Here is a 25,376-nt window from a genome sequence, read left to right as displayed (position 1 = left end):
CTGCGCTGCGGTTTTCCAAGGCCTTTGCCATGAACATCACCAAAGACACCGCCGTCACCATCAACTACAAGATCACCGACAAGCTGGGCAAGCTGCTCGACAAGGGCGATGTGGCCTATCTGCACGGCGGCTACGACAACATCTTCGCCAAGGTGGAAGCCGCCCTGGATGGCAAGGCCGTGGGCGACACGCTGACCGTGGACCTGGCCGTGGAAGACGCCTTCGGCGCGCGCGACGAGAGCCTGACCCGCACCATCCCCAAGGGCGAGTTCCCGCCCGGCGTGAAGGTCGGCGGCCAGCTGCGTGGCACGGATGACCAGGGCCAGCCCCAGATCTACCACGTGGTCAAGATCAAGGGCCCCGTGGTGCTGCTGGACGGCAACCACCCGCTGGCCGGCATGGCGCTGCACTTTGCCTGCAAGGTGACGGAAGTGCGCGCGGCCAAGCCCGAGGAAATCGAGCACCGCCACGTGCACGGCGGCCACGGCCACCACCATTGAGAGGCAGGGCCGGGATACACCCGGTCCGCACGGCCCCGCAAAGCACAAAGGCCGCCTGGCATGCCCGGCGGCCTTTGTGCTTTGCGACTAGACCGCCTCCAGCGCCAGCAGCGCCGTGGCGGTGTTGGATATCGGTATGTGGTAGTTGCCGTGCACGCGGCGCACGCCGGGCGCAGCCGCGGACAGGGCGCCGCGCATGGCCAGCCACATCAGCAGTTCCACGCCCTGGGTGCCGGTCTTTTCCACGAGTTCATGCACGCTGAACTGCGTGGCCCATTCGGGATTGGTGGCCATGCTTTCAAGGAACTGCAGGTCGAAGGCCTTGTTGATGAAGCCCGCGCGCTCCCCATCGAGCTGGTGCGACAGGCCTCCTGAGGCAATGACAGCCACGCGCTGGTCGCTGTTCCAGCGCGCGATGGCCCGGCCCACGGCCTGGCCCAGCGCATAGCAGCGGCGCGCCGAGGGCAGCGGGAACTGCACGGTGTTGATGCACACCGGCACGACGGCCACAGGGCAGTCGCCCTCGGGCCAGAACAGCTTGAGCGGCAGCGTGCAGGCGTGGTCCACCAGCATCTCCTGGCAGCTGACCACGTCGAAGTCCTCGCCCACCAGGGACTCGATCAGGTGCCATGACAGCTCCGTGTGGCCGCGCAGCGGTGCCAGCGTGGGAATGCCCCAGCCTTCGTCGGCGTTGCAGTAGCGCTCGGCCGCGCCCACGGCGAAGGTGGGCATCTTGTCGAGGAAGAAGTTCAGGCCGTGGTCGTTGTAGAACATCACCACCACGTCGGGGCGCTGGGCGGCCAGCCATTCGCGGATGGGCGGGAAGCCGTCGAAGAAGGGCTTCCAGTAGGGCTCGTTCTGCAGGCCCTTGTGGATGGCGTTGCCGATGGCGGGAATGTGCGAGGTGCCGAGGCCGCCGATGAGATGTGCCATGGTGGGTGTCTCCTGTGCTGTGTCTTGCGTGTGGTCTGCGGCGGGGCTCAGGCGTGCGAGCGCAGCAGGGCCTGGAATTCGGCCTTGGTCATGCCGGTCTGCTGGGCGCCTATGTCCTGCATGTCCAGGTGGAAGATGCCGGCCAGCTTGGCCAGGTAGTAGGCGTTGCCGCCGGCCGCGATCATCTGCAGCACGTTGCGCGCGCGCACGGCATCGGCCTGCTCCTGGTTCAGCCCGTAGCTGCGCATATAGGCCTCCTCGTCGGCCAGGAAGGCCTGGCGGTTGGCCAGCTCGTTGAAGGAAAAGCACATGCTGTTGAGCGCATAGCCCTTGCGGGCCTGCCTGCCATCGAACAGGGTGGTGCCGGGAATCTGCGGCTGATCGGCCATGTTTTGTCTCCGGTATTTGCGTTGGATCAGCGGCAGTGTCCGGCGCGCGTTGCCAAAGATAAAGCGGCGGCCAATCATGGAATGCATGAGACAAATCGATGGATCGCAGCTGGACGGCCGGCTGCTGCAACTGCTGCTGGCCGTGCTGGAGACCGGCAGCGTCACGGCGGCGGCGCAGCGCCTGGGCGTGACGCAATCTGCCGTCAGCCATCTGCTGGACAAGCTGCGCGCCATCACGGGCGACCGATTGTTCGTGCGGCAGGGGCGGGGCATTGCGCCCACGGCCCATGCGCTGGCGCTGCAGGCCCCGGCGCGCGAGCTGCTGCGGCAGATGCAGCAGTTCGGCCGGGGGCCCAGCTTTGACCCCGCGCACTGGCGTGCCGAGATCACCATTGCCGCCAACGACCTGCAGCGCGAACTGCTGCTGCCCGCGCTGGCCCGGCGCCTGCGCTCAGCCGCGCCCGGGACGGTGCTGCGCGTGATCGACAGCGGCGCGCCGGATGCCGAACTGCTGCGCTCGGATGCCTGCCTGCTGGCCATCAGCCCGCGCCCGCCCGATGCCACGGACATCGTGCAAAAGCGCCTGTTCAGCGATGAGTACGCAGTCTTCTATGACAGCGCCGTGCGACAGCCGCCGGCCAGCCTGGCCGACTATCTGCACGCCGACCACGCCACCGTGGCCTATGCCGACCGCCAGGCGCTGGACCTGGACCTGCAACTGCAGGCGCGCGGGCTGGAGCGCCGCTTTGCCGTGCGCGTGCCGGGCTTTGCGGCGCTGGCCGCCTTTGTGCGCGGCACGCCGCTGCTGGCGACGGCGCCGTCGCTGCTGGGCCGCACGGCCCTGTCATCGCTGGCCAGCTTTGCCGTGCCCGTGGACTGCCCGCCGCTGCCCATGTTCATGATCTGGCACACGCGCCACCAGGCCGATCCCGCCCATGCGTGGCTGCGTGGGCAGTTGCAGCAGGTGGTGGCGCAGGCGCTTGGCGGCGCGGGGCCGTCAATGCCTGCGAAGCAAGGCGCGGCGCAGCAGGCGTGCTGCGCGGTTGCGGATCTGGAACGGGCTGTGGCTCACGGCCGGGCTCACGCGGGCGCGTGAGCAGGCGGCCAGGAAGTCGCGCAGCAGCACGCTGTCATCCAGCGTGCTGGTGTCCGGGTTGCGGAACTGGAATTCGGGGTGCCACTGCGTGGCCGCGATATAGCTCTTGAGCGTGCCGGGCTTGCGGAAGATGGCCTCGGGAATGCGGTCGGGCAGGCTCCAGGCCTCCACATCGAACTCGGGCGCCACGTCCTTGATGCCCTGGTGGTGGATGCTGTTCACGCGTGCGCGGTCCAGCGTGGGGTACAGCGCCTCCAGCCGGCTGCCGGGCACGATGGCGATGTCGTGGTAGTGGCGGTCGTACTCGGTGGGATTGCGGTGCAGCTGCGAGCCGGGCACCTGGGTCTCTATGTCCTGGTAGAGCGTTCCGCCGAAGGCCACGTTGATCAGCTGCAGACCGCGGCAGACACCGAAGATGGGCTTGCCGGCCTGGGAAAACGCCTCGACCACGGCCAGGTCGTAGAGGTCGCGCACGCGGTCGCCCAGCCATTCGGGGCGCATGGGCTCCTCGCCATAGCTGCCGGGCCAGACATCGGCGCCGCCGTGCATGACCACGCCGTCCAGCCACTCGGCATAGTGCTCCAGCGTCACGTCGCCGCGCGCGGTCTCGCCTGTGGGGCAGGGCACCATCACCACCATGGCGCCGGCCGACATGATCCAGTGCGCTATCGATTGCTCCACGTACTGCAGCGTCTTGCCCGTGAAAAGCGGACGCTGCGGGTCCGCATGGGAGAAACAGGCCGAAAGGCCGATCTTGAGGCGGCGTGAGGCAAGTGGGCTCATGGGGTGGTGGGCAAGGGGGAAGTCCTGATGGTCACGTTGTAAGCCCAATCGTGCCTGCGACCTGTAGGAAGGGGTTGAACGCCCGCGACCGGCGCAGGGCCATCACTGCAAATAGGTGTAGGTGAATGCAAGAGTTGTCTTGAGGCATCTCAAGCTTTTTCGGTCCATTCGTGCAGGCGCCCCGCCTGCGGGTGTAGCCTGTAGCCAGGGGTTGGGGCTGCGGATGCTGCAGCGCGAAAAACCTGACGACGCAGGGTGCGACTTGCTGTGCAGGCAGCCCGCATGGCGTTACGATGGATTCGCCAGTTCATCAATGGCCCCGACAACCCCGCCGCGCCGGTGGTGCGGCTTTTGGCGACTAGGAGGATATGCATGCAAGTTCAGGTTCATGCCGACGATTCGATCCAGGGTGGCGAGTCCTTGGCGCAATGGGCGCAGGAAGAGATCAACGCCAAGCTGGCGAGATTCAAGGACTACGTGGTACGCGTGGAGGTTTTCCTCACCGGCGTCGATGCGCTCAAGACCTCCGGCGCTCCCGGCAAGCGCTGCGTTCTGGAGACCCGGGCCAATGGCCGCCCGCCGATCGCCGTGAACGCCGAGGCTGAAAAGGTCAAGGATGCCTTCAATGCGGCCATTGAAAAGCTGAAGCGGGCCGTGGAGACCGACCTGGGCAAGCTCAAGGACAAGAACGGCCGCGAGAGCGTTCGCGGCGTGGAAGACGGCACCGAGGTGGATGCGGCCAGCCCGGCCTGACCCTCGAAATCCCCGCAACACAAACGGCAAGGCGCCCCATTCGGGGCGCCTTTTGGTTGGGCAGGGCCATGGCTGCAGGTCGATCGCCGCAGCAAGCGCGTTCAGCGCGAGGCGCGCAGCACCACGCCGTCCAGCGAAGGCGCATGCAGCGGCTTCAGGGGCGATGCCAGCGGCGGCCCGAAGCGGCGCGCCGCACCTGCGGGCAGGGCCTGCGCATCCTGAGCGGCCTCCGCTTCCCATTGCGCGCGGGCCTCGGCGATCTCCTCGCTGGTGCGGGCCACGAAGTTCCACCACAGCAAGATGGCTTCATCCATGGGCTCGCCGCCAATGACCAGCAGGCGGCTGCCGGGCGTGGTCTCGATGGCGACCGAGGCCGTGCCCAGGGGCAGGTAGAGCAGTTCCTCCACCGGCAGGGCCTGGCCGTTCACGCTCACGCTGCCTTCCAGGCTGAGCACGGCATGCTCGAAATCGGCGCGCAGCGGCAGCGTGGCGACGGCATTGCCATTGCCCGCGCTGTCCGCATGCAGGTCCACGCTCATCAGGGGCGTGTGCACCTCGGCCGGCGACGTCAGGCCCAGCGCTTCGCCGGCCAGCACCGTGGCCGTGAAGTCGCCCACCGTGGTTGTGGGCAGCTCGGGGTAGTGCTGGAAGCGCGGCGGACCGTTGCGGTGCGACTCGGGCAGCGCAATCCACAGCTGCGCGGCGTGGATGTGCGAGGGCGTCTGGCTTTCCTCGGAGTGGGCGATGCCGTGGCCGGCCGTCATCAGGTTGACCTGGCCGGGGCGGATGATCTGGGTGTGGCCCAGGCTGTCGCGGTGCAGCACTTCGCCGCGGATCATCCAGGTGAAGGTCTGCAGGCCGATGTGCGGATGCGGGCCGACCTGCATGCCCGGTGGCGCGGGGTCGGCAGGTCCGGCGTGGTCGAGAAAGCACCAGGCGCCGACCTTGCGCAGGGCGCGCTGGGGAATGGCGCGCTGGATGGGAATGCCGCCCACATCGGCGGTGCGGGTGGGCAGGTGCTGGGGTTGGGTCTGGGGCTGGGACGTGTCGGACATGGTCGGATCGGCCTGTTTCGTGGGGGAAGCCCCCAGTGTCGTGCAGCGCGGCGCAGCAGGCAAACGCGGCTCGCATCGATTGGGCCTGTTCGCTGACAGCGCGTTCTCAGGAACATTGTTTACATTCGAAGAACGGACCGGCGCCCGCCATTTTGGCGGGCGCCGGCCTCACTCTTACAGGAGAAAACGCCATGAATACATCCGTACAGACGCAAGCCGAAGCCGCTGAAGAGGCGGTCCAGAGCGCCGTGGAAGTCCAGCGATTCCCCGAGAAGTTCGAAGCCACGGTCACCGGCAATGTGCAGCACCGGGTAGGCGACGGCCCCCTGGAAGACATTCCGCGCGGCACCCGTGTGCAGGTGGCCACGGCCATCGGAAGCTATGTGCTGTCCTGGACCCAGGACGAGCAGCCGATCACCGTGTCGCTGGCCAAGCGCGAGTTCGAGCTCTATGTCGATACCGGGGAGATCGAGGTCAGCCAAGCCTGACTCCGGCCATGTCCCCATCCACTCCAAAAGCCCTGCGGCCTGACAGCTGCAGGGTTTTTTGCATGGTGGCCCGGCCCGCGCTCAGGCCGGCAGCTGCAGCGCGGTCTGGATGTGCACCTCGCCGGCCAGCAGCTTGTGCACGGGGCAGGCCTCGGCCACCTGCAGCAGGCGCTGGCGCTGCTCGTCGTCCAGCGCGCCTTGCAGCGTGATCTGGCGCTCGATCAGGTTGCCGCTGGCGGGCGTGCCTTCGGGGTTCAGGCGCAGTTGCACGTCCACCTGCTCCAGCTTCCACTGCTTGCGCGCCGCGTACATCTGCAGCGTGACCGTGGTGCAGGCGCCCAGGGCCGACAGCAGCAGCTGCAGCGGGTTGGGCGCCGTGTCGCCGCCGCCCTTGTCCGCAGGTTCGTCCACATGCCAGCTGTGGCCTTGGGGGTCGCCGAGCATGACGCGATAGGGGGTGTCCGTGCTGGTGGCGTGGGCGCTGTGGATCATGGAAGGTCCTTTGTCCTGGGGTGTCGCAAGAGGGGTGGGAGAGGCAACGGACGACTCTACGCCTGCTTCGCGTCCGCTGCCTGGGGCCGGTGCTTCATGCGCAGCGGGATTTTGAGGTAGTGCACGCCATTGGCCTCGGCCGCAGGCCAATGGCCTGCGTGCATGTTGACCTGGATGGCCGGCAGCAGCAGGGCGGGCGCGGACAGCGTGGCGTCTCGCTGGCTGCGCATGGCCACGAAGCTGGCCTCGTCCACGCCCCTGTGCACATGCACATTGCCGGCGCGTTGCGCGTCCACCGTGGTTTCCCAGGCATGGCGGTCGCGGCCCGGCGCCTTGTAGTCATGGCACATGAACAAGCGCGTTGCAGGCGGCAGGGCCAGCAGGCACTGGATGGAGCGGAACAGCGTGCGCGCGTCGCCGCCGGGGAAGTCGGCGCGCGCCGTGCCGTAGTCGGGCATGAACAGCGTATCGCCCACGAAGACCGCGTCCGCGATGCGGTAGGACACGCACGCCGGCGTATGGCCGGGCGTGTGCATCACCTCGATGCGCAACCCGCCCAGCGGCAGGCTGTCGCCGTCGGCCAGCAGCCGGTCGAAGGGCTGGTCGCCGCCGGACGCGGGCAGGTTGAAGACGGGGCGGAAGATGCGCTGCACCTCTCGGATGTGCTCGCCCACGGCAATCGGGGCGCCCGTGCGCTCGCGCAGGTACGGGGCTGCGCTGAGGTGATCGGCATGGGCATGGGTTTCCAGAATCCAGCGCACTCGCAGGCCCTGGGCCTGCGCGGCGTCCAGCACGGCATCGGCCGAGCCGGTGTGGGCCTGGCCGCTGGCGTGGTCGTAGTCGAGCACGGGGTCGATGACGGCGGCCTCGGCCGTGTCCGCATCCCAGGCCAGGTATGTCACGGTGTGGGTGTTGGCGTCGAAGAACGGTGCAATGCGCAGCGGTGATGTCATGAAGGCACTCCTGGTTCGATGGCTGTGCAGCCTGTCGGTAATTATATTAGAATTTGCTAAATTAGATTGTTCTTGATCAACCATGACCGAACCGACGCTCTCTCCCGAACAGGCCTTTTTGCAGCAGGGCGCTGCACGTGCCGCCGCGCTGCTGCGCGCCGTGGGCAACGAGAGGCGCCTGCTGGTGCTGTGCCTGCTGATCGAGCATGGCGAGCTGTCCGTGGGCGAATTGCTGCAGCAGATCCCGCTGAGCCAGTCGGCCCTGTCCCAGCACCTGGCCCGCATGCGCGAAGAGGGTCTGGTCGCCTACCGCCGCGAGTCGCAGACGCTGTACTACCGCATCGCCAATCCCGATGTGCAAAAGCTGGTGGCCACGCTCAAGAGCATCTTCTGCGCCTGAAATCCTCTGTTCCCAAGGAGCTGATCCATGTCTCTTTCCTCCGTCTCCTCCCAAGCCGCCCGCCAGATGCAGGAGCAGGGCGCCTGGCTCATCGACATCCGCGCGCCGGACGAACATGCGCGCGAACGCATAGGCGGCGCCCGCAGCATGCCCATGGACCGCCTGGCGGCGGGAGCCCTTGCCGGCGCGCCCGCCGCCGTGGTGTTTCACTGCCGCTCCGGCCACCGCACGCGCCTCAACGCCCAGGCCCTGGCGGCAGCCTTGCCGCCCGGCTGTGCCGGCCATGTGCTCGACGGCGGCCTGGACGCCTGGAAGGCACAAGGCCTGCCCGTGCTGCGCGACAGCCGCCAGCCGCTGGAGCTGCAGCGCCAGGTGCAACTGGGCGCGGGCGGGCTGGCGCTGCTGGGCGCCGTGCTCGGCGCCACGGTGTCCCCGTGGTGGCACCTGCTGTCGGCCTTCGTGGGCTGCGGCCTGATCGTGGCCGGTGCCACGGGCTTTTGCGGATTGGCGCGCGTTCTGATGAAGGCGCCCTGGAACCGGCGCGCCCTGGGGCAGTGACGGCGCCTGCACTGAATCCAGCCTGACGTCTGCTGTCCGACCCCCAAGTTCCCCTGTTCAGGGGACTGTGGAGAACCCCGGACGGCAGTACGATAGCTGTATGACATCTGTTTACGCTCAACGCCGCGCACGCTTGGCCGCCCAGTTGGGCGCTGGCGGCATCGCCATCATTCCCACCGCTCCCGAGCGCCAGCGCAACCGGGACACCGGCTACCTGTACCGCCACGACAGCTACTTCTACTACCTGACCGGCTTTGCCGAGCCCAATGCCTGCCTGGTGCTGGCCGCCGACGGCACCAGCGTGCTGTTCTGCCAGCCCAAGGACCTGGAGCGCGAAATCTGGGACGGCATCCGCCTGGGCCCCGAGGCCGCCGTGGCCACGCTGGGCGTGAGCCAGGCGTTCTCCAGCGCCGAGATCGATACGCGCCTGCCCCGCCTGCTGGAGAACCGGGGCCGCCTCTGGTATCCGTTCGCCACGCATGAAGGCCTGGCCGTGCGCGTGGAAGGCTGGCTGGGCCAGGTGCGCGCGCGCGTGCGCTTCGGCGCGCTGTGCCCGGCCGAGCAGGGCGACCTGTGCACGCTGCTGGACGAGATGCGCCTGGTCAAGGACGCGCATGAACAGGACATCATGCGCCGCGCCGCCGCCATCAGCGCCCAGGCCCATATCCGCGCCATGCAGTGCTCGGCACGCATGCTGCGCGCAGGCCAGGAGGTGCGCGAATACCACCTCGACGCCGAACTGCTGCATGAATTCCGCCAGCAGGGCTCGCAGTACGTGGCCTACGGCTCCATCGTGGCGGCCGGCGCCAACGCCTGCGTGCTGCACTACCAGGCCGACAAGGCGCCCGTGCATGCGGGCGAGCTGGTGCTGATCGACGCGGGCTGCGAGCTCGACGGCTACGCCAGCGACATCACGCGCACCTTCCCCGCCGATGGCCGCTTCACCGGCCCGCAGCGCGCGCTCTACGAGCTGGTGCTGGAAAGCCAGAAGGCCGCCGTGGCGGCCACGCGCGCCGGTGCGCGTTTCAACGATCCGCACGACGCCACCGTGGCCGTGCTGGCGCAGGGCATGCTGGACCTGGGCCTGCTGGACAGAAAGGTCTATGGCAACGCCCAGGACGTGATCGAGCAGCGCGCCTTCTTCCAGTTCTACATGCACCGCACGGGCCACTGGCTGGGCATGGACGTGCACGACTGCGGCAGCTATGTGGAGCCCTCGGAGCTGGGCCAGTCGCACGAGCGCAAGGACCCGCTGTCGGGCGAGACCATCACCAACCGCCCCAGCCGCATCCTGCGCCCGGGAATGTGCACCACCATCGAGCCGGGCATCTACGTGCGCCCTGCGGCCGGCGTGCCCGAGCAGTTCCACAACATCGGCATCCGCATCGAGGACGATGCCATCGTCACCGAGACGGGCTGCGAGCTGATCACGCGCGGCGTGCCCGTGGAGCCCGACGAGATAGAAGCCTTGATGCGTGACTGACAACGCCAGCCTGCCCACCACCGGCCCCGTGTCCACCCTCATGCCCGCCCCATCGGCCTATGTCCCGCCCGCGCTGCCACGGCTGAGCTGGCGCATCTTCACGGTGCTCTGGCTGCTGGGCCTGCCCGGCGTGGCGGCCATGGCCTGGTTCGTGCTGCCCGACTGGATGCGCCTGCTGGGCCTGCCCGTGGAGCCGCTGGCCACGCCGCTGGCCGGCATTGGCGTGATGGCCGCGCTGCTGGCCCTGCCCGTGGGCGTCGGGGTGTGGCTGGGGCCAAGGCTGGGCCTGTCCGCACCGCTGTTGACCACCTGGGTGGCCGGGCGTTCGCCCCAGCGCGCCGTGCGCTACCTCACGCTGCCGGGGCTGGCCGGCGGCGTGGTCGGCGCGGCCTGGCTGGTGACCCTGGCCCTGGCCTGGCCCGACGACCTGACCCTGATCGACCCCGTCTACGCCATGCCGCTGGGCGCCAAGATCCTGTACGCGGGCATCACGGCCGAGCTGGTGATGCGCCTGGGCGGCATGACGCTGGTGATGTGGCTGCTGTGGCGGCTGAGCGGGCGCACCGACCGCCGCCCGGGCTGGATGCTGGGCTGGTGGTCGGTGATGCTGTCGGCCCTGCTCTGGGGCTTGCTGCAGCTGGCGCTGGCCTGGGGGACCTGGGGCGGCCTGTCGGACGGGCTGGTGCTGCAGCTGCTGCTGTTCGAAATCGTCCACGGCGCCGTGGGCGGCTTCCTGTTCTGGCGCTATGGCCTGGAGGCGGCCATGGTGGCCCATGCGATCACCTATCTGCTCTCGCACGGGCTGGTGTGACTCTAGCCAAACCTCAGCGAGCCGAACAAGCCTTCGGTCTCATCCTTGGGGCCGGCCGCGAAGTACAGGGCATTGCTGTCGCCCAGGGCCACACCGTTGCCGAACTGCAGCGCCCAGAGGCCCGGTATGGCGACCGGGCGATCCTGGCCATCGCGCAGCTCGTCCACGTAGCTGCCGCTGTCCAGGTCGAAGGCGCAGATGCGGCCCGCGCCGCCAAAGTTGCCCACCAGCAACCGGCCCGATAGCGGCCCGAAGTCGGGCGGTGCGATGGCCACGCCCCAGGGCGCGTTGAGCCTGCCATCGTCTGAATAGATCCGCTGCAGGCGGCCGTCCAGATCGAACTCGGCCAGCTTGCCGCGCGCGGGGCGGTTGCCGGTGGCGGCCTCGCGCTCTGCATCCATGGCATCTTCCTCACCCGCGAAGAAGGCGTTGGCGTCCTCGGGGTCGGGCTGGCTCATGGCGTAGAGCACGAAGACGCGGTCTCTTGAGCCGTCGTTGACAACCTGGATGTTGAACGGCACGGGATCGCCAGGTCTGGCAACGCCGGCAGGGCCGCTGGCGAAGGGGTTGACGAAGCCCTGGGTGGGGGTGAGCTGCCACTGCGCGTCCAGTGTGCGGATCTGAGGCTGGTCGCCGAAATCGGCCAGCCACAGACGGTCCCAGCGGCCCGTATGCAGGGCCGCGCCGAAGAAGGCCATGCCCCGGCCCGTGCCATCGAAGACCTCGACGGCTGGGCCGTCCACGCGCACGATGGCGCCCGTCTCTGCGTCGCGCTCGGTCCAGGCGCTGACGCTGCCGCTGTCGGTCACGAAGACAAAGCGCGCCGCGCCGTCGAGCAGGCGCCCGCCTGCGGGCTGGCTGCGCACGCGGAACAGGTGGGATTCCAGGGGCGCGCCGTGGTAGACCACGCCAGTGACCTTGCCTGCGCTGCCGTCGTCGATCCGGGAGTCCGACTGGGGCACGGCCACCTTGCGAAGGCCGTCCTGGCGCAGTGTGCGCAGGCTTGGCTCGGACGAGCGCGAGACGTCACCCAGGAATTGCCAGGAAGTGCCACCGCCGCCAATCCAGAAATGGCCGCCTGCGCCGGCCGGGCGGATGGCAATGCCCCAGCCGTTGACGAAGTCGGGTTCCGTGAAGCGCGCGCCGTAGCCAGCATGGCTGGCGAGCAGGGGTGTCTGGAGGTAGCGGTTGGCGGGTGCGCCGCCGCCGCAGGCGGTCAGCGCCGAGGAGGCGAGGGCGCTCAGAACAAAATGTCGCCGGTCGAGCATGTTGGATTTTCTGGTGGCATGGCAAAGCGGTGGACGGGTTGGCTGAGCATGCGAAACCAAGGGGCACCGGATGTTCTGGCTGCTGGCTGCGAACCCGGGGGGCCGCAGATATGAACAGGCGATGCTAGAGAGGGGCCGCCTGCCGGGTCAATGCGGCCCCGTCTGATTCTGCAGAGCGATGCAGGAGGACTCAGCGCAGCTGCCTGCGCAGAATCTTTCCGGTCACGGTCTTGGGCAGTTCCTCGCGCAGCTCGACGATGCGCGGCACCTTGTAGGCGGCCATGTGTGCCTTGCAATGGGCGATGAGTTCCTCGGGCGCGGCCTGCCGGCCCGCTTTCAGCGAGACCACGGCCTTGACGGTCTCGCCCCGGTAGTCGTCTGGCACGCCGATGACGGCGGCCTCGCGCACGGCGGGATGGGTGTAGAGCACGTCCTCGACCTCGCGCGGCCAGACCTTGTAGCCGGCTGCGTTGATCATGTCCTTCTTGCGGTCCACCAGGTAGAACCAGCCGCGCTCGTCCATGAAGCCCACGTCGCCCGTGCGCAGCCCGCCCTCGAACATGGCGTCGGCCGTGGCTTCGGGCAGGTTCCAGTAGCCGGACATGATCTGCGGGCCGGCCGAGACGATCTCGCCGATCTCGCCCGGCGCGGCCTCGCGGTGCTGGTCGTCGATGATGCGCACCACCGTGCCATAGACCGGCACGCCGATGGACAGCGCACCCGATGCCGGGTCCACCGGCGCCCGCGCGCCCAGCGGAACGAAGTGCGTGGGCGAGCAGGTCTCGGTCATGCCGAAGGCGTTGTGGATGACCAGGCCCGACAGCTGCTCGAAGGCCTGGATCACGGCCGGCGCAATGGGCGCGCCGCCCGAGTACAAGGCCTTGAAGCTGCGGAAATCCTCGCGCGAGACGCCCGGGTGGTTCATCAGCGCCACGAAGGCGGTGATGGCGCCGATGGTGAAGCTGGGCCGGTGCTCGCGCATGGATTCGAGCATGGTCTCGGGATGGAAGCGGTGGCTGAGCACCAGCGGGCAGGGCACCAGCAGGGCCAGGGCCACATGGCCGACCAGGCCGGTGATGTGGAACAGCGGCGCCAGGCCCAGCACGCTGTCGTCCGCCGTGATGCCTATCCAGTCGCGGTAGGTCTGGGCGTTGAAGGCCAGGTTGCCATGCGTGTTCATGGCGCCCTTGGGCTGGCCCGTGGTGCCCGATGTGTAGGTGATCACGGCCGTATCGTCCGCCGTGGGCCGGCGCGCCAGCGGCGCGGGCTGGCCGCCGGCCTGCACCAGCGCAAGCAGGTCCAGCGTGCCATCGGCCACGGGCAGGCGCGGACCGTCGCCGAGCACACGCGCATCGCCGCGCGTCTGCCAGTCCAGCGCCGATGTGGTGACCACGGTGGCCAGCGGCAGGCCGCCGGCCGCATGCACTTCGCGGGCCACGTCCAGGTACAGCTGGTCCAGGCACAGCAGGGCCTGGGCGCCCGCGTTGTGCAGGATGTAGTGCAGCTCGCGCTGCCGGTTCATGGGATTGACCGGCACGGCGATACCGCCCAGCTTCCAGGCCGCCACCAGGCCGATGACGAAGGCCGGATTGTTCTGCGTATAGAGGGCCAGCCGGTCGCCGGCCGCAAAGCCCCGCGCCTGCAGCGCATGGGCCAGCGCGCTGGCGGCCTGGTCGAGTTCGCGCAGGTTCAGCCCGCCGTCGAAGTAGCGCACGATGGCGCAGCCGGGTGCCGCAGCCAGCGAGGCTTCGAACAGGTCGAGCATGCTGCTGAACTGCGGCCGCATCTCGGCCGGCTGGCCCGGCGCGTAAAGGCCCAGCCAGGGCCTGTCGTGCGATGGGGCCGCGCTCATTTGATCACCACGGGATTGACGGGCGAGCCCGTGGCGCGGTGGATCTTCAGCGGCGCGGCCACGTACAGAAAGGTGTAGCGGCCGTCGCGCGCGCAGCTGTCGGCCAGGGCCTCCAGGTCGCAGATCTCGGTCAGCGTCACGCCCAGGTTGCGCATCAGCGCGCAGTGCAGCGGCAGGGCCACGCCGTGCACGGGGTCCATGGTGACTTCGTTGGCGATGGTGTCGGTGACCAGGTTGGGGATCTCCATCGCATGGAACCAGTCCACGAGTTCGGGCGAGTAGGTCAGGCCGGGCTCGCAGAAGTCGTTGTAGAAGCTCGCCTGGTCTTCGTAGAAGCCCGACAGGAAATTGGTGCGCACGATCAGGATGTCGTGCTTTTCTATGGTGTGCCCCTGGGCCTTGGCGCAGGCCATCAGGTCTTCGTGCGTGAAGGTCTCGGCACGCTCCAGCGCTGCCTTGCCGCGGTGGCGTGCCATGTCCAGCAGCACGCCGCGCCCCACGATGCCGCGCGCGCCCAGCGCCTCCACGCTGGCCTTGTCCAGCCCGCCGATGGTGGTGCGTGCGTCATAGCCATTCCAGATGCGCCCGCCGTACCAGACATGGCCCAGCGCGTCGTACTGGGTCGATCCCTGCAGGAAGGCGTCCAGCTTGTCATCGGCATAGTGCAGGCCGCCGGGGAACCGGGGTGCATCGGGGCCGTCCCAGCTGGACTCGTCAAACACCATGGTGCGCTCGGCCGGTGTGCGGCCGGGCCAGACCGGATCGCCGCGCGGGTCGCCGATCAGGCGCTGCAGCGTGAAGGTCTCGCCCGAGCGGATGTGGGACACGCCGCGCAGCACCTCGGCGGGCGTGAGGAAGTTCAGCGCCCCGACCTCGTCGTCGGGTCCCCAGCGGCCCCAGTTGCTGGGGGCCTTCCTGAGCAGATCCTCCATCAGCGGGGCGTCGTCGTGCGTATGTCCATGGTCGTGAGCATGTCCCATGTCTGTCTCCTGTCGTTGGTTTGTCGAACAAGGCGCGCAGGGCATTCAAACGCCAGGAGGGGCGCGAGGCTGTCGCGGGTTCGACACGCGGGCGGCAGGCATTGCGAACGTCCCGGGCAAAACTGCTTTCACAGGCGGCAGGCATGGCGGCGTGCCTGCGCCGGTGATGCTGCGCTGCAGCATCAAAACCCATAGCGGCAAAGGCCAGGCGCCACGGTGCTTTGCGATGCGCTGCGTGCCGCGCCTGCGCGATCTGCGGGGTGCCTGGGGCCTGGCTTTCAGCCCCTGGCCACATGCCGGAATGTTGCCTTCATGTAACCGCATTCGTGTGAGAATTGAAACCCGATTACAAACCCTGAGCGAGAGACATTCCATGCAAGTCCGCCGTGCCACCAAGATCGTCGCCACCCTGGGCCCCGCTTCCAGCGACCCGCAACTGCTGGAACAGATGGTGCGTGAAGGCGTCAACGTGGTGCGCCTGAATTTCAGCCACGGCAAGGCGCAGGACCACATCGACCGCGCCACCATGGTGCGCGAGGCGGCCCAGCGCGCAGGCCGCGAGGTGGCCATCATGGCCGACCTGCAGGGCCCCAAGATCCGCGTCGGCAAGTTCGCCGAAGGCAAGGTCATGCTGGAGCCTGGCGCGCGCTTCGTGCTCGACGCATCGCGCACAGCGCCTGGCGACCTGGGCGGCGTGGGCCTGGACTACAAGGAGCTGCCGCGCGACGTGAAGCCCGGCGATGTGCTGCTGCTCAACGACGGCCTGATCGTGCTCACCGTGGACCATGTGCGCGGAGACGAGGTGCACACCACCGTGAAGCTGGGTGGCGAGCTGTCCAACAACAAGGGCATCAACAAGCAGGGCGGCGGCCTGACGGCCCCGGCGCTGACGGCCAAGGACATGGAGGACATCAAGACCGCCATGAGCTTCCAGGCCGACTACGTGGCCGTGAGCTTTCCCAAGAACGCCACCGACATGGAGATGGCGCGCCAGCTGTGCAACGTGGCTGCTGCCCAGTACGGCCACAAGCCCGGCCTGATCGCCAAGATCGAGCGTGCCGAGGCCATTCCGCGCCTGGAAGAGATCCTGCATGTCTCCGACGGCATCATGGTCGCCCGTGGCGACCTGGCCGTGGAAGTGGGCAACGCGGCCGTGCCCGCGCTGCAAAAGAAGATGATCCGCATGGCGCGCGACATGGACAAGTTCGTGATCACCGCCACGCAGATGATGGAGAGCATGATCACCAACCCCGTGCCCACGCGCGCCGAGGTCAGCGACGTGGCCAACGCCGTGCTGGACGGCACGGACGCCGTCATGCTCAGCGCCGAGACCGCCGCCGGCAAGTACCCGCTGGAGACCGTGCAGGAAATGGCCAAGATCTGCGCCGCCGCAGAAGCCGCCGAAGACCCGGACAGCGATGCCGAGTTCACCGGCCGCCAGTTCTCGCGCATCGACCAGTCGATCGCCATCGGCGCGCTGTTCACGGCCCACCACCTGGGCGCCAAGGCCATCGTCGCCATGACGGACAGCGGCTCCACCGCGCTGTGGATGAGCCGCCACCGCATCCACATCCCCATCTACGCGCTCACGCCCAAGATCTCCACGCAGCGCAAGATGGCCATGTACCGCAACGTGCGCCCCCTGCTCATGGACACCAGCGCCGACCGCGACACCGCGCTGGACCAGGCCGAAGGCCATCTGCGCGCGCGCAACATCGTGCAAAGCGGCGATGTCTATGCCATCACCTGCGGCGAGCCCATGGGCCAGCCCGGTGGCACCAACATGCTCAAGATATGTCGTGTGAACTGATGCGCACGCATCCGCTGCGCGTCAGTAATTGAACCCACCCGGGACAGGCCCACAGGTCTTCCCGGGTTCTTTGTTTCAGAGCGTGCCTGAGCCCAGGCGTGCCAGCAGCGGCCCGCCTGCACGGCGGCGCCACAGCGCGGCATGCCAGACCAGGGTGGCGCTGCAGATGCCCACGATGGCGCCGCCGACCACATCGGACGGGAAGTGCACGCCCAGGTGCACGCGGCTCCAGGCCATGCCCAGGGCCAGCGACCAGGCTGACACCATGACCCAGCGACGGTGGCGCGTGCAGCCCAGGGTTAGCGCCTGGGCCAGGGCAAAGGCGCCCGTGGCGTGCATGCTCGGGAAGCTGGACCGCAGCGCGTGATCCACCCATTGCACGCCCATGCCCAGCTGGGCAGGACGCGGCGCCGGAAAGCCCCAGCGGATCAGCCGCGCCACGGCCCAGGCGGCCAGCATGGACAGCAGGGCCAGCACCAGGGTGCGGCGCAGGGCGGGCGAGCCGCGCAGCAGCCCGGCCATCACAGGAAGGGCGCACAGCGAGGGAAGCCAGGACGAGATGGCGCGCGCCGCCTCGATCGAGATGGCGGGCGTTTGCGCGTTGGCGTTCAGCAGCGTGAACAGGGCGGGGTCCAGGGGCAGCATTGCAATGCTCGATCAGGGTGCGGAAGGCGGAAGGCTGGCGGCGGGCCACAGGGAGTCGGGCGCGCCGTCCCGGGTGCGCAGCGCACGCGTGACCGCCAGGTCGAAGAGCCAGCCCGCCGTCCAGCACAGCCAGCCGGTCCACAGCGTGTGGCTCATGAAATGGGCGCCGCGCATCTGCTGGGCCAGGCCCATCGACAGGCCTGCGGCCAGCGAGACGGCCAGCCAGATCCAGGCTGCGCGCGGTGCATGGCGGCGCAGCGCGAAATAGCCGGCCAAAAAGGCGAAGCCCGCCGAGGCATGGCCTGCGGGAAAGCAGCGGCCCGGCCCGCCATCGGCCAGGCCCAGCGACCAGTGCGAGACATGGCGCGCCACACCGCCGAACTCGGCCAGGTCCCAGGGGCAGCTGGTCGCGCTGGTGTACTTGAGCAGCGATATCAGGGCCAGCGACAGCAAGATGCCCGCCACCAGCTGCACGCGCCGCCCATGGGGCAGCAGGCGCAGCGGGCCCACGGGCCGCCAGACGCACAGCGTCAGGCCCAGCACCACCAGCCAGGCCAAGCGGCGTGCGCCTTCGTGGGCGATGTTCACGAAGAACCAGTCCGAACGCAGCGCAAAGCCATCGGCTTCGCCAAACCAGCGGGCCATGGCCAGGTCCAGGGCGCTGGCATCCCAGGCCAGGACCACGGCCAGCGCCGCCAGGGTCCACAGCAGGGTGCTTTTGAAGGAGGGGCCCTGCGCGGGGGCTGCGGAGAAATCTCGGGGTTCAGGTGTCGGCATGGCCGGCAGCATGAGAAGCGCGGCTTAAACCCGTCTTAACGCATGCCTCGGCGTGCGGCCATCGTCTGGCACCGCAGCCGGCAGCGGTCATTGCACAATGCGCGCATGCGAATACTGGTCGTCGAAGACAACGCGGGCATTGCCGCAGGCCTGCAGGCCAATCTGCAACAGCGCCGCTACGCGGTCGATGTCTGCACCACCGTGGCCGAGGCCTGGCATGCGCTGGAGATGGAGCGCTTCGATGCCGTGCTGCTGGACCTGGGCCTGCCCGATGGCGACGGCAGCGAAATCCTGCGCCGCCTGCGGGGCCCGCGCCGCCCGGGTGGCGACAGCCAGGCCCTGCCGGACCCCAACACGCCCGTGCTCATCCTGACCGCGCGCGACCAGGTGCGCGAGCGCATCGCCGGGCTGGACCTGGGTGCCGACGACTACCTGGTCAAGCCCTTCGACATCGACGAGCTGGAGGCGCGGCTGCGCGCCATGCTGCGCCGCGCAGGCGGCCAGGCGGCACCCGTGATCCGCCATGGCGAGCTGGAGGTCGACCCGGCCGCGCGCACCGTGCGCCGCGACGGAAAGCTGGTGGAGATGTCGCCGCGCGAGTTCTCGGTGCTCTGGGTGCTGCTGCAGGCGCGCGGGCGCGTGCTCTCGCGCCAGCAGATCGAAGAGCACCTCTACAGCTGGGGCACGGCCGTGGAAAGCAATGCCGTCGAAGTCCACATCCACCACCTGCGCAAGAAGCTGGGCAATGCCAGCATCGTCACCATGCGTGGCGTGGGCTATTTCCTGCCCGTGGAGAACACATGAGCACCGCGCCGGACCGCCGCCCCTCGCTGATCTGGCATCTGATGGCCTGGATGCTGGGCGCGCTGGTCGTGGTCTGGGCCAGCTTCGTGGCGCTGGGCTACCAGACCGGCGTGCACGAGGCAGACGAGCTCACCGACGGCCACCTGGCCGGCGTCGCTGCGCTGGTGCTCAACCTGGAAGTCGCAGGCGCCGTAGGCCAGGGAGCAGCCACGCCCGTGCATGAGCCCCCCGGCCTCATGGCCCACGACTACCAGCAGTCGCTGAGCGTGGCCCTGTGGGATGGCTCGGGCCGGCTCATCTCGCGCACGGGCGATGCGCCGGAGCCCTCCTTCGACACCGAGCAGGGCTTTGCCACGCTGCGCCTGGGCCCGGAGCGCCGCGCCTGGCGCAGCTTCACGCAGTGGAGCCGCGACCATGCGCGCAAGGTCAGCGTGATGATCGAGCTGCAGGAGCGCGACGAACTGGCCGACGACATTGCGGGCCAGATGGTCGAGCCCGGCCTGTGGCTGCTGCCCGTGGTGGCGCTGGCGCTGGGGCTGGCCATTCGCCGGGGCATGCGGCCGCTCAACGAACTCTCGCGCGAGGTGGAGCGCCTGGACCTGGCCCAGGCCGAGCGCGTCTCGCACCGCCACGCGCTGCGGGAATTCATGCCCGTGGTGAACTCCATCAACACCTTGCTGGACCGCCAGCAGGAGGCGCTGGAGCGAGAGCGCAGCCTGGCCAACGAAGTGGCCCATGAACTGCGTACGCCGCTGGCCTCCATCGCCTTGCAGGCGCGGGCCCTGGGCGATGCGCCGGCTGGTGCCATGGACGCCCCGGCCCAACGCCAGGCGCTGGCGCAGATAGGCCAGGACGCGTTGCATGCCGGCCATGTGCTCAGCCAGCTGCTGGCACTGGCGCGCGCCGGCCGCGCCATGCTGGCCGAGCCGCCCGTGCCCGTGGACCTGGCCGCGCTGGCCCGGCAGGTGGTGGCCGCCCATGCGCAGGCGGCATGGCAGCGCGACTGCAGCCTGTCCGTGCAGGCGCCTGAGGCACTGGGCGTGATGGGCAATGCCGTGCTGCTGGAGCTGGCGCTGCGCAATCTGGTGGAAAACGCCCTCAAGCACACGCCGCACGGCACGCAGATCGAAGTCCAGGCCGGGCAGGGGCCCGACGGCGAGGTCTGGCTGCAGGTCTGCGACGACGGCCGCCGTGATGGCGCAGAGCGCGCGGCGGCGCCCGTGGACAGCCTGCACCTGGGCCACGAGATCGTGGCGCGCGTGCTGCGCGCCCACCAGGGAAGCTTTGGCGAGGCCGCGCCGCCCGAAGGCTTCACGACCTGCTACCGCATGGGAATGCCCGGGACAGGGTTGGCGGCAGCTGGTTAAAATCGCCAGTTACCAAGCGGTTACTGCCGCGATCCCCCGGCCGTGGCCCCGCAGCGCACCCATGACGCAGCGGCGGCTGCCATGCGGCAGGGGCATCCCCCTCTCAACAACTTGATACGGACCCTACACATGCCTCTCGTTTCGATGCGCGAACTGCTGGACCACGCTGCCGAAAACGGCTACGGTCTTCCCGCCTTCAACGTCAACAACCTGGAGCAGGTGCAAGCCGTGATGTCGGCCGCTGACGAAGTGGGCGCGCCCGTCATCCTGCAGGCCAGCGCAGGCGCCCGCAAGTACGCCGGCGAGCCCTTCATCAAGCACCTGATCCAGGCCGCTGCCGAGCAGTATCCCCACATCCCCCTGGTCATGCACCAGGACCACGGCACCTCGCCCGCCATCTGCCAGGGCGCGCTGAACCTGGGCTTCGGCTCGGTGATGATGGACGGCTCGCTGATGGAAGACGGCAAGACGCCTTCCTCCTTCGAATACAACGTGGACGTGACCCGCAAGGTCGTGGAAATGGCCCACAAGCTGGGCGCCACCGTCGAAGGTGAGCTCGGCTGCCTGGGCTCGCTGGAAACCGGCATGGCCGGCGAGGAAGACGGCGTGGGCGCCGAAGGCGTGCTCGACCACTCGGCCCTGCTGACCGACCCCGAGGAAGCGGCCCAGTTCGTCAAGGCCACGCAGCTGGACGCGCTGGCCATTGCCATCGGCACCAGCCACGGCGCCTACAAGTTCACGCGCAAGCCCACGGGCGACATCCTGTCCATCCAGCGCGTCAAGGAAATCCACGCCCGCCTGCCCAACACCCACCTGGTCATGCACGGCTCCTCCTCCGTGCCCCAGGAACTGCTGGAAATCATCCGCCAGTACGGCGGCGCCATGAAGGAAACCTACGGCGTGCCCGTCGAGGAAATCCAGGAAGCCATCAAGCACGGCGTGCGCAAGATCAACATCGACACCGACATCCGCCTGGCGATGACCGGCGCCGTGCGCAAGTTCCTGGCCGAGAACCCCGAGAAGTTCGACGCCCGCGAATGGCTCAAGCCCGCCCGCGAAGCCGCCAAGCAGATCTGCAAGGCCCGCTACATCGAGTTCGGCTGCGAAGGCCAGGGCGCCAAGATCAAGGGCTACACGCTGGAGCAGATGGCCGCCAAGTACGCTGCCGGTTCGCTGCAGCAGGTCGTGAACTGATCGGTTCCTTCCCCTTCAAAAAAAGCCCGCCGGTCCGCCCGGCGGGCTTTTTTGTTGTCAGCGCGGCGCGGGGGCCGCAGCCTGGGACCGCTGGGGCACGGCCATGGCCATCTCGTCATCGGGCACCACGGGCTGGGGGTGGCTGGCGTTCCAGCCCGATACCAGCAGGCTGGTGCCCGACAGCACCAGCAGCAGGCAGACCATCCATTCGACCAGCCGCTTGGGCAGGGCGGGCGGATGGCGCATGTGCAGCCAGGTCACCACCGTCACCACGGGAAAGGCCAGGGCCGCCGCCAGCAGCACGCTGGCGGTGATCTCGCCCTCCCAGGCCACCATCACCAGGCGCAGCAGCGCGCAGGTGAGGAACATGGCAAACAGGCACTGGCGCACCACCAGGCGGTCCAGCGGCTGGCGGTACAGGTGGTAGACCATGGGCGGGCCCGGCGTGGCAAACAGCCCGCCCAGCACCCCCGATGCCACACCGGCCACCCACAGCGACACCGGCCCCGACACCTGCGCGTTGACCTGCTTTTGCAGCAACAGCAACAGCGCGCAGGCCACGATGGCCAGGCCCAGCAGCATGCGCAGCCCGCTCAGCGCATTGCCGCTGAGCCACTGCAGCAGCAGCACGCCGCCGATCACGCCGATGACGCTGCTGATCAGCATGGGCTTGAGCAGCGTCCACTGCGGCACCTGGCGGTGGGCGCGCAGGTAGGCCACGCCGTTGACCACGGACAGCAGGCAGGCCACGTTGGCCGCATCGCCAATGCCCATCAGATGCGTGGCACCGGCCACGCCCACGAAGATCAGCCCGAAGGCAAAGCCCGTCAGGTTCTGGCAAAACGTCGCCAGGCCCACCAGGGCCAGGAACATCACATACTGGATCACGCTCATCGAAAGGCTTTCTGGCGCGCCGCTGCGCCGAACCGGCGACGCTATCACGAAGCGCGCGCCGCTGCCTGCAGGCGCAGCGGGCAGGGCGCCAAGCCGCCGATCGCCAGGCCGCACTCACCGACGCACGGTGTATCAGCCCGGCGCGTTGAGGCGTTCCAGCCGCTCGGGCGTGCCCACGTCGGTCCAGCGGCCCGTGTACAGGCTGGCCCCCACCTGGCCGGCCGCCATGGCGCGGCGCAGCAGCAGTACCAGCGGCACGCGCCATCCCTCGGGGTTGCCGGGCGGGATGTCGCACCAGGGCGCGGCAAACAGCTCGGCGCGCAGCAGCGCAATGGTGCCGTAGGTCTGGCGCGGGCGGGCATCGCCCTCGGGCCAGTCGCAGGCCAAGCCCAGTTCGTCCACGCCGAAGTCGCCGCGCGGGTGGTGCTCGGGGTTGGGCACCAGCCACAGATGGGCCAAGCGGCCGCTGGCGGCAAATTCGCGGGCCGCCTCGAACGGAAAATCGAAGTCCGGCGCGTAGACGTCGCCGGCCGCCAGCCAGAACACCTCGCCCAGCAGCGGCAGCGCGCGCGCAATGCCGCCGGCGGTCTCCAGCGCCTGCTCGGGCTCGGGGGAATAGGCCAGTTGCAGCGGCTCGCCCCCGTTGTCAGGCACGAATTGGGGGCCGAATCGCGCCGGAATCTGCGCGCCCAGCCAGCCCGTGTTGACCACCGCGCGGCGCACGCCCGCCCGGGCCAGCGCCTGCATGTGGTGCTGCAGCAGCGGCTGGCCCTGCACCTGCAGCAGGGGCTTGGGTGTGGTGTCGGTCAGCGGCCGCATGCGCTCGCCACGGCCTGCGGCCAGCAGCATGGCAGGCGGCTGTTCGGTGAGGGAAAGCGCCTTGGCGGCGGGGAACGGCGGGATGGGCTGGGCGGTCATGGAGGGCAACTGTAGACCATTGCCAGCGGCCATTGCCCCGCGCCCCGGAGCCGAAAACCCCAGTCCTTTAAAATGGCCGGCTTATTCTGATTACCCCCTCCTTCACGGAGCGCCCTGATGGCCAACACTCAACAAATGGCGAATGCGATCCGCGCACTCGCAATGGATGCCGTTCAACAAGCCAACTCCGGCCACCCCGGCGCCCCCATGGGCATGGCCGACATGGCCGTGGCACTGTGGAGCCGTCACCTCAAGCACAACCCCGTCAACCCGCAATGGGCTGACCGTGACCGCTTCATCCTGTCCAACGGCCACGGCTCCATGCTGATCTACGCGCTGCTGCACCTCACGGGCTACGCGCTGCCGATCGACGAGCTCAAGAACTTCCGCCAGCTGCATAGCAAGACGGCCGGCCACCCCGAAGTGGGCATCACCCCCGGCGTGGAAACCACCACCGGCCCGCTGGGCCAGGGCATCACCAATGCCGTGGGCTTCGCGCTGGCCGAAAAGCTGCTGGCTGCCGAATTCAACCGTCCCGGCCACGCCATCGTCGACCACCACACCTACGTGTTCCTGGGTGACGGCTGCCTGATGGAAGGCATCAGCCACGAGGCCGCGGCCCTGGCCGGCGCCTGGAAGCTGGGCAAGCTGGTGGCGCTGTACGACGACAACGGCATCTCCATCGACGGCAAGGTCGCTCCCTGGTTCATCGACAACACGCCCGCCCGCTTCGAAGCCTATGGCTGGAACGTGATCCGCGACGTGGACGGCCACAACGTCCAGGCCCTCGATGCCGCTATCGCCGCTGCCAAGAAGAACAGCTCCAAGCCCACCCTGATCTGCTGCAAGACCAGCATCGGCAAGGGCTCGCCCAACCGCCAGGACACGGCCAAGGCCCACGGCGAGCCCCTGGGCGCCGAGGAAATCGCGCTGACCCGCGCGGCCCTGGGCTGGGAGCACGGCCCCTTCGACATCCCCGCCAGCGTCTACGGCGACTGGGATGCCAAGGCCGCCGGCGCCAAGGCCGAAGCGGCCTGGAACAAGAAGTTCGCCGCCTACGCCAAGGCCTTCCCCGAACTGGCTGCCGACTTCACGCGCCGCATGGCCGGCGACCTGCCTGGCAACTTCGGCGAGATCGCCGCGCAGATCGCCTCCGACGCGCATGACGCAGGCGCCACCGTGGCCAGCCGCAAGGCCAGCCAGCTGGCCCTGGAAGGCCTGACCGCAGCCCTGCCTGAACTGCTGGGCGGCTCGGCCGACCTGACCGGCTCCAACCTGACCAACACCAAGAGCACGCCTTCGCTGCGCGTGGACGACAAGGGTGCCGTGGTCCTGACCGAAGACGGCAAGATCGGCCGCCACATCAACTACGGTGTGCGCGAGTTCGGCATGGCCGCCATCATGAACGGCATCGCCCTGCATGGCGGCTACATCCCCTACGCAGGCACCTTCCTGACCTTCAGCGACTACAGCCGCAACGCCATCCGCATGGCCGCGCTGATGAAGCAGCGCGTGGTCCACGTCTTCACGCACGACTCCATCGGCCTGGGCGAAGACGGCCCCACCCACCAGTCCATCGAGCACGCCGCCTCGCTGCGCCTGATCCCGGGCCTGGATGTCTGGCGCCCTGCAGACACCACGGAAACCGCCGTCGCCTGGACCGTGGCCCTGAGCCAGAAGAACAAGCCCACGGCCCTGCTGCTGTCGCGCCAGAACCTGGCCTACGCAGCCAAGACCGAAGACGCGCTGGACGACATCGCCTGCGGCGCCTACGTGCTGTCCGAGCCCAAGGCCGTCGGCCTGAACAAGAAGGCCCAGGCCGTCATCATCGCCACCGGCTCCGAAGTGCAGCTGGCCCTGGCAGCCCAGAAGCTGCTGGCCGAGCGCAAGGTCGCCGTGCGCGTGGTCTCCATGCCCAGCACCACCACCTTCGACAAGCAGGACGCCAAGTACAAGAGCCAGGTGCTGCCGGCCAACCTGCCGCGCATCGCCGTGGAAATGGGCGTGACCGACTTCTGGTGGAAGTACGGCTGCGCCGCCGTCGTCGGCATCGACACCTACGGTGAATCGGCCCCAGCGCCCGTGCTGTTCAAGCACTTCGGCTTCACGGCCGAGAACGTGGCCGACACCGTGCAGGCTGCGCTGCAGCGCGCCGGCAAGTAAAGCTGCGAGA

Annotated in this window: 26 protein-coding genes; 13 read left to right on the top strand and 13 right to left on the bottom strand. The window is 68.7% G+C overall.

Going from position 1 to position 25,376, the window contains the following annotated elements:
* Nucleotides 1–29 precede the first annotated feature (29 nt).
* On the top strand, nt 30–500 hold the full coding sequence (locus A4F85_RS19545) for an FKBP-type peptidyl-prolyl cis-trans isomerase (RefSeq protein ID WP_034399899.1): 471 nt from the start codon (nt 30–32) through the stop codon (nt 498–500).
* Between the two features lie 87 nt (nt 501–587).
* Here the strand turns inward: A4F85_RS19545 and A4F85_RS19540 are convergent, their stop codons facing one another.
* Both A4F85_RS19540 and A4F85_RS19535 read right to left on the bottom strand, forming a co-directional pair.
* Nucleotides 588–1,433 carry a class III extradiol dioxygenase family protein gene (locus A4F85_RS19540; RefSeq protein ID WP_047326366.1) on the bottom strand — a complete coding sequence of 282 codons (846 nt, stop codon included), beginning with the start codon at nt 1,431–1,433 and terminating at the stop codon, nt 588–590.
* Nucleotides 1,434–1,480: 47 nt separating this feature from the next.
* On the bottom strand, nt 1,481–1,822 hold the full coding sequence (locus A4F85_RS19535; protein WP_012202847.1) for a protocatechuate 4,5-dioxygenase subunit alpha: 342 nt from the start codon (nt 1,820–1,822) through the stop codon (nt 1,481–1,483).
* A 76-nt stretch (nt 1,823–1,898) separates the two neighbouring features.
* Here A4F85_RS19535 and A4F85_RS19530 point away from each other — a divergent pair, with 76 nt between their 5' ends.
* Nucleotides 1,899–2,918: a LysR family transcriptional regulator gene (locus tag A4F85_RS19530; protein WP_063327491.1), complete on the top strand. Its 1,020-nt coding sequence runs from the start codon at nt 1,899–1,901 to the stop codon at nt 2,916–2,918.
* On the opposite strand, the gene A4F85_RS19525 is transcribed toward A4F85_RS19530, so the two are convergent.
* Nucleotides 2,820–3,701 (bottom strand): gamma-glutamyl-gamma-aminobutyrate hydrolase family protein, encoded by an 882-nt coding sequence (locus tag A4F85_RS19525; protein WP_012202849.1) that lies wholly within the window; start codon nt 3,699–3,701, stop codon nt 2,820–2,822. The genes A4F85_RS19530 and A4F85_RS19525 overlap by 99 nt on opposite strands.
* Nucleotides 3,702–4,073: 372 nt before the next feature.
* On the opposite strand from A4F85_RS19525, the gene A4F85_RS19520 reads away from it, so the two are divergent.
* Nucleotides 4,074–4,454 (top strand): HPF/RaiA family ribosome-associated protein, encoded by a 381-nt coding sequence (locus A4F85_RS19520; RefSeq protein ID WP_012202850.1) that lies wholly within the window; start codon nt 4,074–4,076, stop codon nt 4,452–4,454.
* Nucleotides 4,455–4,555: 101 nt separating this feature from the next.
* Here the strand turns inward: A4F85_RS19520 and A4F85_RS19515 are convergent, their stop codons facing one another.
* Complete coding sequence (locus A4F85_RS19515; RefSeq protein WP_063327490.1) at nt 4,556–5,509, bottom strand: pirin family protein; 954 nt, start codon at nt 5,507–5,509, stop codon at nt 4,556–4,558.
* A 191-nt stretch (nt 5,510–5,700) separates the two neighbouring features.
* On the opposite strand from A4F85_RS19515, the gene A4F85_RS19510 reads away from it, so the two are divergent.
* The gene (locus A4F85_RS19510) at nt 5,701–5,997 is read left to right on the top strand and encodes a hypothetical protein (protein WP_012202852.1); all 297 of its coding nucleotides are present in this window, start codon (nt 5,701–5,703) and stop codon (nt 5,995–5,997) included.
* Between the two features lie 81 nt (nt 5,998–6,078).
* Here the strand turns inward: A4F85_RS19510 and A4F85_RS19505 are convergent, their stop codons facing one another.
* Together A4F85_RS19505 and A4F85_RS19500 are read right to left on the bottom strand one after the other, a co-directional pair.
* Nucleotides 6,079–6,489, bottom strand: a complete 411-nt coding sequence (locus tag A4F85_RS19505) for an OsmC family protein (protein ID WP_063327489.1) — start codon at nt 6,487–6,489, stop codon at nt 6,079–6,081.
* Nucleotides 6,490–6,545: 56 nt separating this feature from the next.
* Nucleotides 6,546–7,442 (bottom strand): MBL fold metallo-hydrolase, encoded by an 897-nt coding sequence (locus tag A4F85_RS19500; protein WP_063327488.1) that lies wholly within the window; start codon nt 7,440–7,442, stop codon nt 6,546–6,548.
* Nucleotides 7,443–7,524: 82 nt separating this feature from the next.
* Between A4F85_RS19500 and A4F85_RS19495 the strand changes: the two genes are divergently transcribed.
* From A4F85_RS19495 to A4F85_RS19480, 4 genes are all read left to right on the top strand, one after another.
* Nucleotides 7,525–7,842 carry an ArsR/SmtB family transcription factor gene (locus A4F85_RS19495; RefSeq protein WP_012202855.1) on the top strand — a complete coding sequence of 106 codons (318 nt, stop codon included), beginning with the start codon at nt 7,525–7,527 and terminating at the stop codon, nt 7,840–7,842.
* A 27-nt stretch (nt 7,843–7,869) separates the two neighbouring features.
* Nucleotides 7,870–8,400, top strand: coding sequence for a rhodanese family protein (locus A4F85_RS19490; RefSeq protein WP_043825412.1), 531 nt, complete (start codon nt 7,870–7,872; stop codon nt 8,398–8,400).
* A 100-nt stretch (nt 8,401–8,500) separates the two neighbouring features.
* Nucleotides 8,501–9,883 (top strand): aminopeptidase P N-terminal domain-containing protein, encoded by a 1,383-nt coding sequence (locus tag A4F85_RS19485; protein WP_063327487.1) that lies wholly within the window; start codon nt 8,501–8,503, stop codon nt 9,881–9,883.
* On the top strand, nt 9,876–10,694 hold the full coding sequence (locus tag A4F85_RS19480) for a hypothetical protein (protein WP_012202858.1): 819 nt from the start codon (nt 9,876–9,878) through the stop codon (nt 10,692–10,694). Before A4F85_RS19485 ends, A4F85_RS19480 begins: the two co-directional genes overlap by 8 nt.
* 2 nt (nt 10,695–10,696) lie before the next feature.
* On the opposite strand, the gene A4F85_RS19475 is transcribed toward A4F85_RS19480, so the two are convergent.
* The 3 genes from A4F85_RS19475 to A4F85_RS19465 form a co-directional block, all read right to left on the bottom strand.
* On the bottom strand, nt 10,697–11,962 hold the full coding sequence (locus A4F85_RS19475; RefSeq protein WP_063327486.1) for a TIGR03118 family protein: 1,266 nt from the start codon (nt 11,960–11,962) through the stop codon (nt 10,697–10,699).
* A 190-nt stretch (nt 11,963–12,152) separates the two neighbouring features.
* A complete protein-coding gene (locus A4F85_RS19470; protein WP_063327485.1) occupies nt 12,153–13,814 on the bottom strand; it encodes an AMP-binding protein in 1,662 nt (553 codons plus the stop codon).
* Entirely contained in the window at nt 13,811–14,794 is a 984-nt protein-coding gene (locus A4F85_RS19465; protein ID WP_063327484.1) for a cyclase family protein, read from the bottom strand. The genes A4F85_RS19470 and A4F85_RS19465 overlap by 4 nt, the downstream gene beginning before the upstream one ends.
* Before the next feature lie 373 nt (nt 14,795–15,167).
* Between A4F85_RS19465 and pyk the strand changes: the two genes are divergently transcribed.
* Nucleotides 15,168–16,604 carry a pyruvate kinase gene (gene pyk, locus A4F85_RS19460; RefSeq protein WP_012202862.1) on the top strand — a complete coding sequence of 479 codons (1,437 nt, stop codon included), beginning with the start codon at nt 15,168–15,170 and terminating at the stop codon, nt 16,602–16,604.
* Nucleotides 16,605–16,679: 75 nt separating this feature from the next.
* Here pyk and A4F85_RS19455 read toward each other — a convergent pair whose 3' ends face one another.
* Together A4F85_RS19455 and A4F85_RS19450 are read right to left on the bottom strand one after the other, a co-directional pair.
* A complete protein-coding gene (locus A4F85_RS19455) occupies nt 16,680–17,249 on the bottom strand; it encodes a phosphatase PAP2 family protein (protein WP_063327483.1) in 570 nt (189 codons plus the stop codon).
* A 12-nt stretch (nt 17,250–17,261) separates the two neighbouring features.
* On the bottom strand, nt 17,262–18,038 hold the full coding sequence (locus tag A4F85_RS19450) for a phosphatase PAP2 family protein (RefSeq protein ID WP_063327482.1): 777 nt from the start codon (nt 18,036–18,038) through the stop codon (nt 17,262–17,264).
* A gap of 93 nt (nt 18,039–18,131) precedes the next feature.
* On the opposite strand from A4F85_RS19450, the gene A4F85_RS19445 reads away from it, so the two are divergent.
* The 3 genes from A4F85_RS19445 (at nt 18,132) to fba (ending at nt 21,391) form a co-directional block, all read left to right on the top strand.
* Nucleotides 18,132–18,830 (top strand): response regulator transcription factor, encoded by a 699-nt coding sequence (locus A4F85_RS19445; protein WP_013804530.1) that lies wholly within the window; start codon nt 18,132–18,134, stop codon nt 18,828–18,830.
* Nucleotides 18,827–20,197, top strand: coding sequence for a sensor histidine kinase (locus A4F85_RS19440; protein ID WP_063327481.1), 1,371 nt, complete (start codon nt 18,827–18,829; stop codon nt 20,195–20,197). The genes A4F85_RS19445 and A4F85_RS19440 overlap by 4 nt, the downstream gene beginning before the upstream one ends.
* Nucleotides 20,198–20,326: 129 nt before the next feature.
* Entirely contained in the window at nt 20,327–21,391 is a 1,065-nt protein-coding gene (fba, locus tag A4F85_RS19435) for a class II fructose-bisphosphate aldolase (protein WP_013804528.1), read from the top strand.
* Nucleotides 21,392–21,448: 57 nt separating this feature from the next.
* On the opposite strand, the gene A4F85_RS19430 is transcribed toward fba, so the two are convergent.
* On the bottom strand, nt 21,449–22,285 hold the full coding sequence (locus A4F85_RS19430) for a sulfite exporter TauE/SafE family protein (protein ID WP_063327480.1): 837 nt from the start codon (nt 22,283–22,285) through the stop codon (nt 21,449–21,451).
* Nucleotides 22,286–22,417: 132 nt separating this feature from the next.
* A complete protein-coding gene (locus A4F85_RS19425) occupies nt 22,418–23,203 on the bottom strand; it encodes a nucleotidyltransferase family protein (protein ID WP_063327479.1) in 786 nt (261 codons plus the stop codon).
* Between the two features lie 117 nt (nt 23,204–23,320).
* On the opposite strand from A4F85_RS19425, the gene tkt reads away from it, so the two are divergent.
* A complete protein-coding gene (gene tkt / locus A4F85_RS19420; RefSeq protein ID WP_063327478.1) occupies nt 23,321–25,366 on the top strand; it encodes a transketolase in 2,046 nt (681 codons plus the stop codon).
* Nucleotides 25,367–25,376 lie beyond the last annotated feature (10 nt).

It is taken from the genome of Delftia sp. GW456-R20, assembly GCF_001622915.1.
GTDB lineage: Bacteria > Pseudomonadota > Gammaproteobacteria > Burkholderiales > Burkholderiaceae_C > Comamonas > Comamonas acidovorans.
This window is presented reverse-complemented; position numbering and strand designations above follow the sequence as displayed.

Excerpts from the sequence above, each read along its gene's own strand:
- A4F85_RS19490 (WP_043825412.1), top strand. The coding sequence starts at position 7,870 with ATGTCTCTTTCCTCCGTCTCCTCCCAAGCCGCCCGCCAGATGCAGGAG.
- A4F85_RS19535 (WP_012202847.1), bottom strand. The coding sequence starts at position 1,822 with ATGGCCGATCAGCCGCAGATTCCCGGCACCACCCTGTTCGATGGCAGG.
- A4F85_RS19525 (WP_012202849.1), bottom strand. The coding sequence starts at position 3,701 with ATGAGCCCACTTGCCTCACGCCGCCTCAAGATCGGCCTTTCGGCCTGT.
- A4F85_RS19510 (WP_012202852.1), top strand. The coding sequence starts at position 5,701 with ATGAATACATCCGTACAGACGCAAGCCGAAGCCGCTGAAGAGGCGGTC.
- A4F85_RS19455 (WP_063327483.1), bottom strand. The coding sequence starts at position 17,249 with ATGCTGCCCCTGGACCCCGCCCTGTTCACGCTGCTGAACGCCAACGCG.
- pyk (WP_012202862.1), top strand. The coding sequence starts at position 15,168 with ATGCAAGTCCGCCGTGCCACCAAGATCGTCGCCACCCTGGGCCCCGCT.
- A4F85_RS19470 (WP_063327485.1), bottom strand. The coding sequence starts at position 13,814 with ATGAGCGCGGCCCCATCGCACGACAGGCCCTGGCTGGGCCTTTACGCG.
- A4F85_RS19505 (WP_063327489.1), bottom strand. The coding sequence starts at position 6,489 with ATGATCCACAGCGCCCACGCCACCAGCACGGACACCCCCTATCGCGTC.
- A4F85_RS19515 (WP_063327490.1), bottom strand. The coding sequence starts at position 5,509 with ATGTCCGACACGTCCCAGCCCCAGACCCAACCCCAGCACCTGCCCACC.
- fba (WP_013804528.1), top strand. The coding sequence starts at position 20,327 with ATGCCTCTCGTTTCGATGCGCGAACTGCTGGACCACGCTGCCGAAAAC.
- A4F85_RS19500 (WP_063327488.1), bottom strand. The coding sequence starts at position 7,442 with ATGACATCACCGCTGCGCATTGCACCGTTCTTCGACGCCAACACCCAC.
- A4F85_RS19475 (WP_063327486.1), bottom strand. The coding sequence starts at position 11,962 with ATGCTCGACCGGCGACATTTTGTTCTGAGCGCCCTCGCCTCCTCGGCG.
- A4F85_RS19465 (WP_063327484.1), bottom strand. The coding sequence starts at position 14,794 with ATGGGACATGCTCACGACCATGGACATACGCACGACGACGCCCCGCTG.
- A4F85_RS19485 (WP_063327487.1), top strand. The coding sequence starts at position 8,501 with ATGACATCTGTTTACGCTCAACGCCGCGCACGCTTGGCCGCCCAGTTG.
- A4F85_RS19540 (WP_047326366.1), bottom strand. The coding sequence starts at position 1,433 with ATGGCACATCTCATCGGCGGCCTCGGCACCTCGCACATTCCCGCCATC.
- A4F85_RS19450 (WP_063327482.1), bottom strand. The coding sequence starts at position 18,038 with ATGCTGCCGGCCATGCCGACACCTGAACCCCGAGATTTCTCCGCAGCC.
- A4F85_RS19445 (WP_013804530.1), top strand. The coding sequence starts at position 18,132 with ATGCGAATACTGGTCGTCGAAGACAACGCGGGCATTGCCGCAGGCCTG.
- A4F85_RS19545 (WP_034399899.1), top strand. The coding sequence starts at position 30 with ATGAACATCACCAAAGACACCGCCGTCACCATCAACTACAAGATCACC.
- A4F85_RS19425 (WP_063327479.1), bottom strand. The coding sequence starts at position 23,203 with ATGACCGCCCAGCCCATCCCGCCGTTCCCCGCCGCCAAGGCGCTTTCC.
- A4F85_RS19495 (WP_012202855.1), top strand. The coding sequence starts at position 7,525 with ATGACCGAACCGACGCTCTCTCCCGAACAGGCCTTTTTGCAGCAGGGC.
- A4F85_RS19440 (WP_063327481.1), top strand. The coding sequence starts at position 18,827 with ATGAGCACCGCGCCGGACCGCCGCCCCTCGCTGATCTGGCATCTGATG.
- A4F85_RS19430 (WP_063327480.1), bottom strand. The coding sequence starts at position 22,285 with ATGAGCGTGATCCAGTATGTGATGTTCCTGGCCCTGGTGGGCCTGGCG.
- A4F85_RS19530 (WP_063327491.1), top strand. The coding sequence starts at position 1,899 with ATGGAATGCATGAGACAAATCGATGGATCGCAGCTGGACGGCCGGCTG.
- A4F85_RS19520 (WP_012202850.1), top strand. The coding sequence starts at position 4,074 with ATGCAAGTTCAGGTTCATGCCGACGATTCGATCCAGGGTGGCGAGTCC.
- tkt (WP_063327478.1), top strand. The coding sequence starts at position 23,321 with ATGGCCAACACTCAACAAATGGCGAATGCGATCCGCGCACTCGCAATG.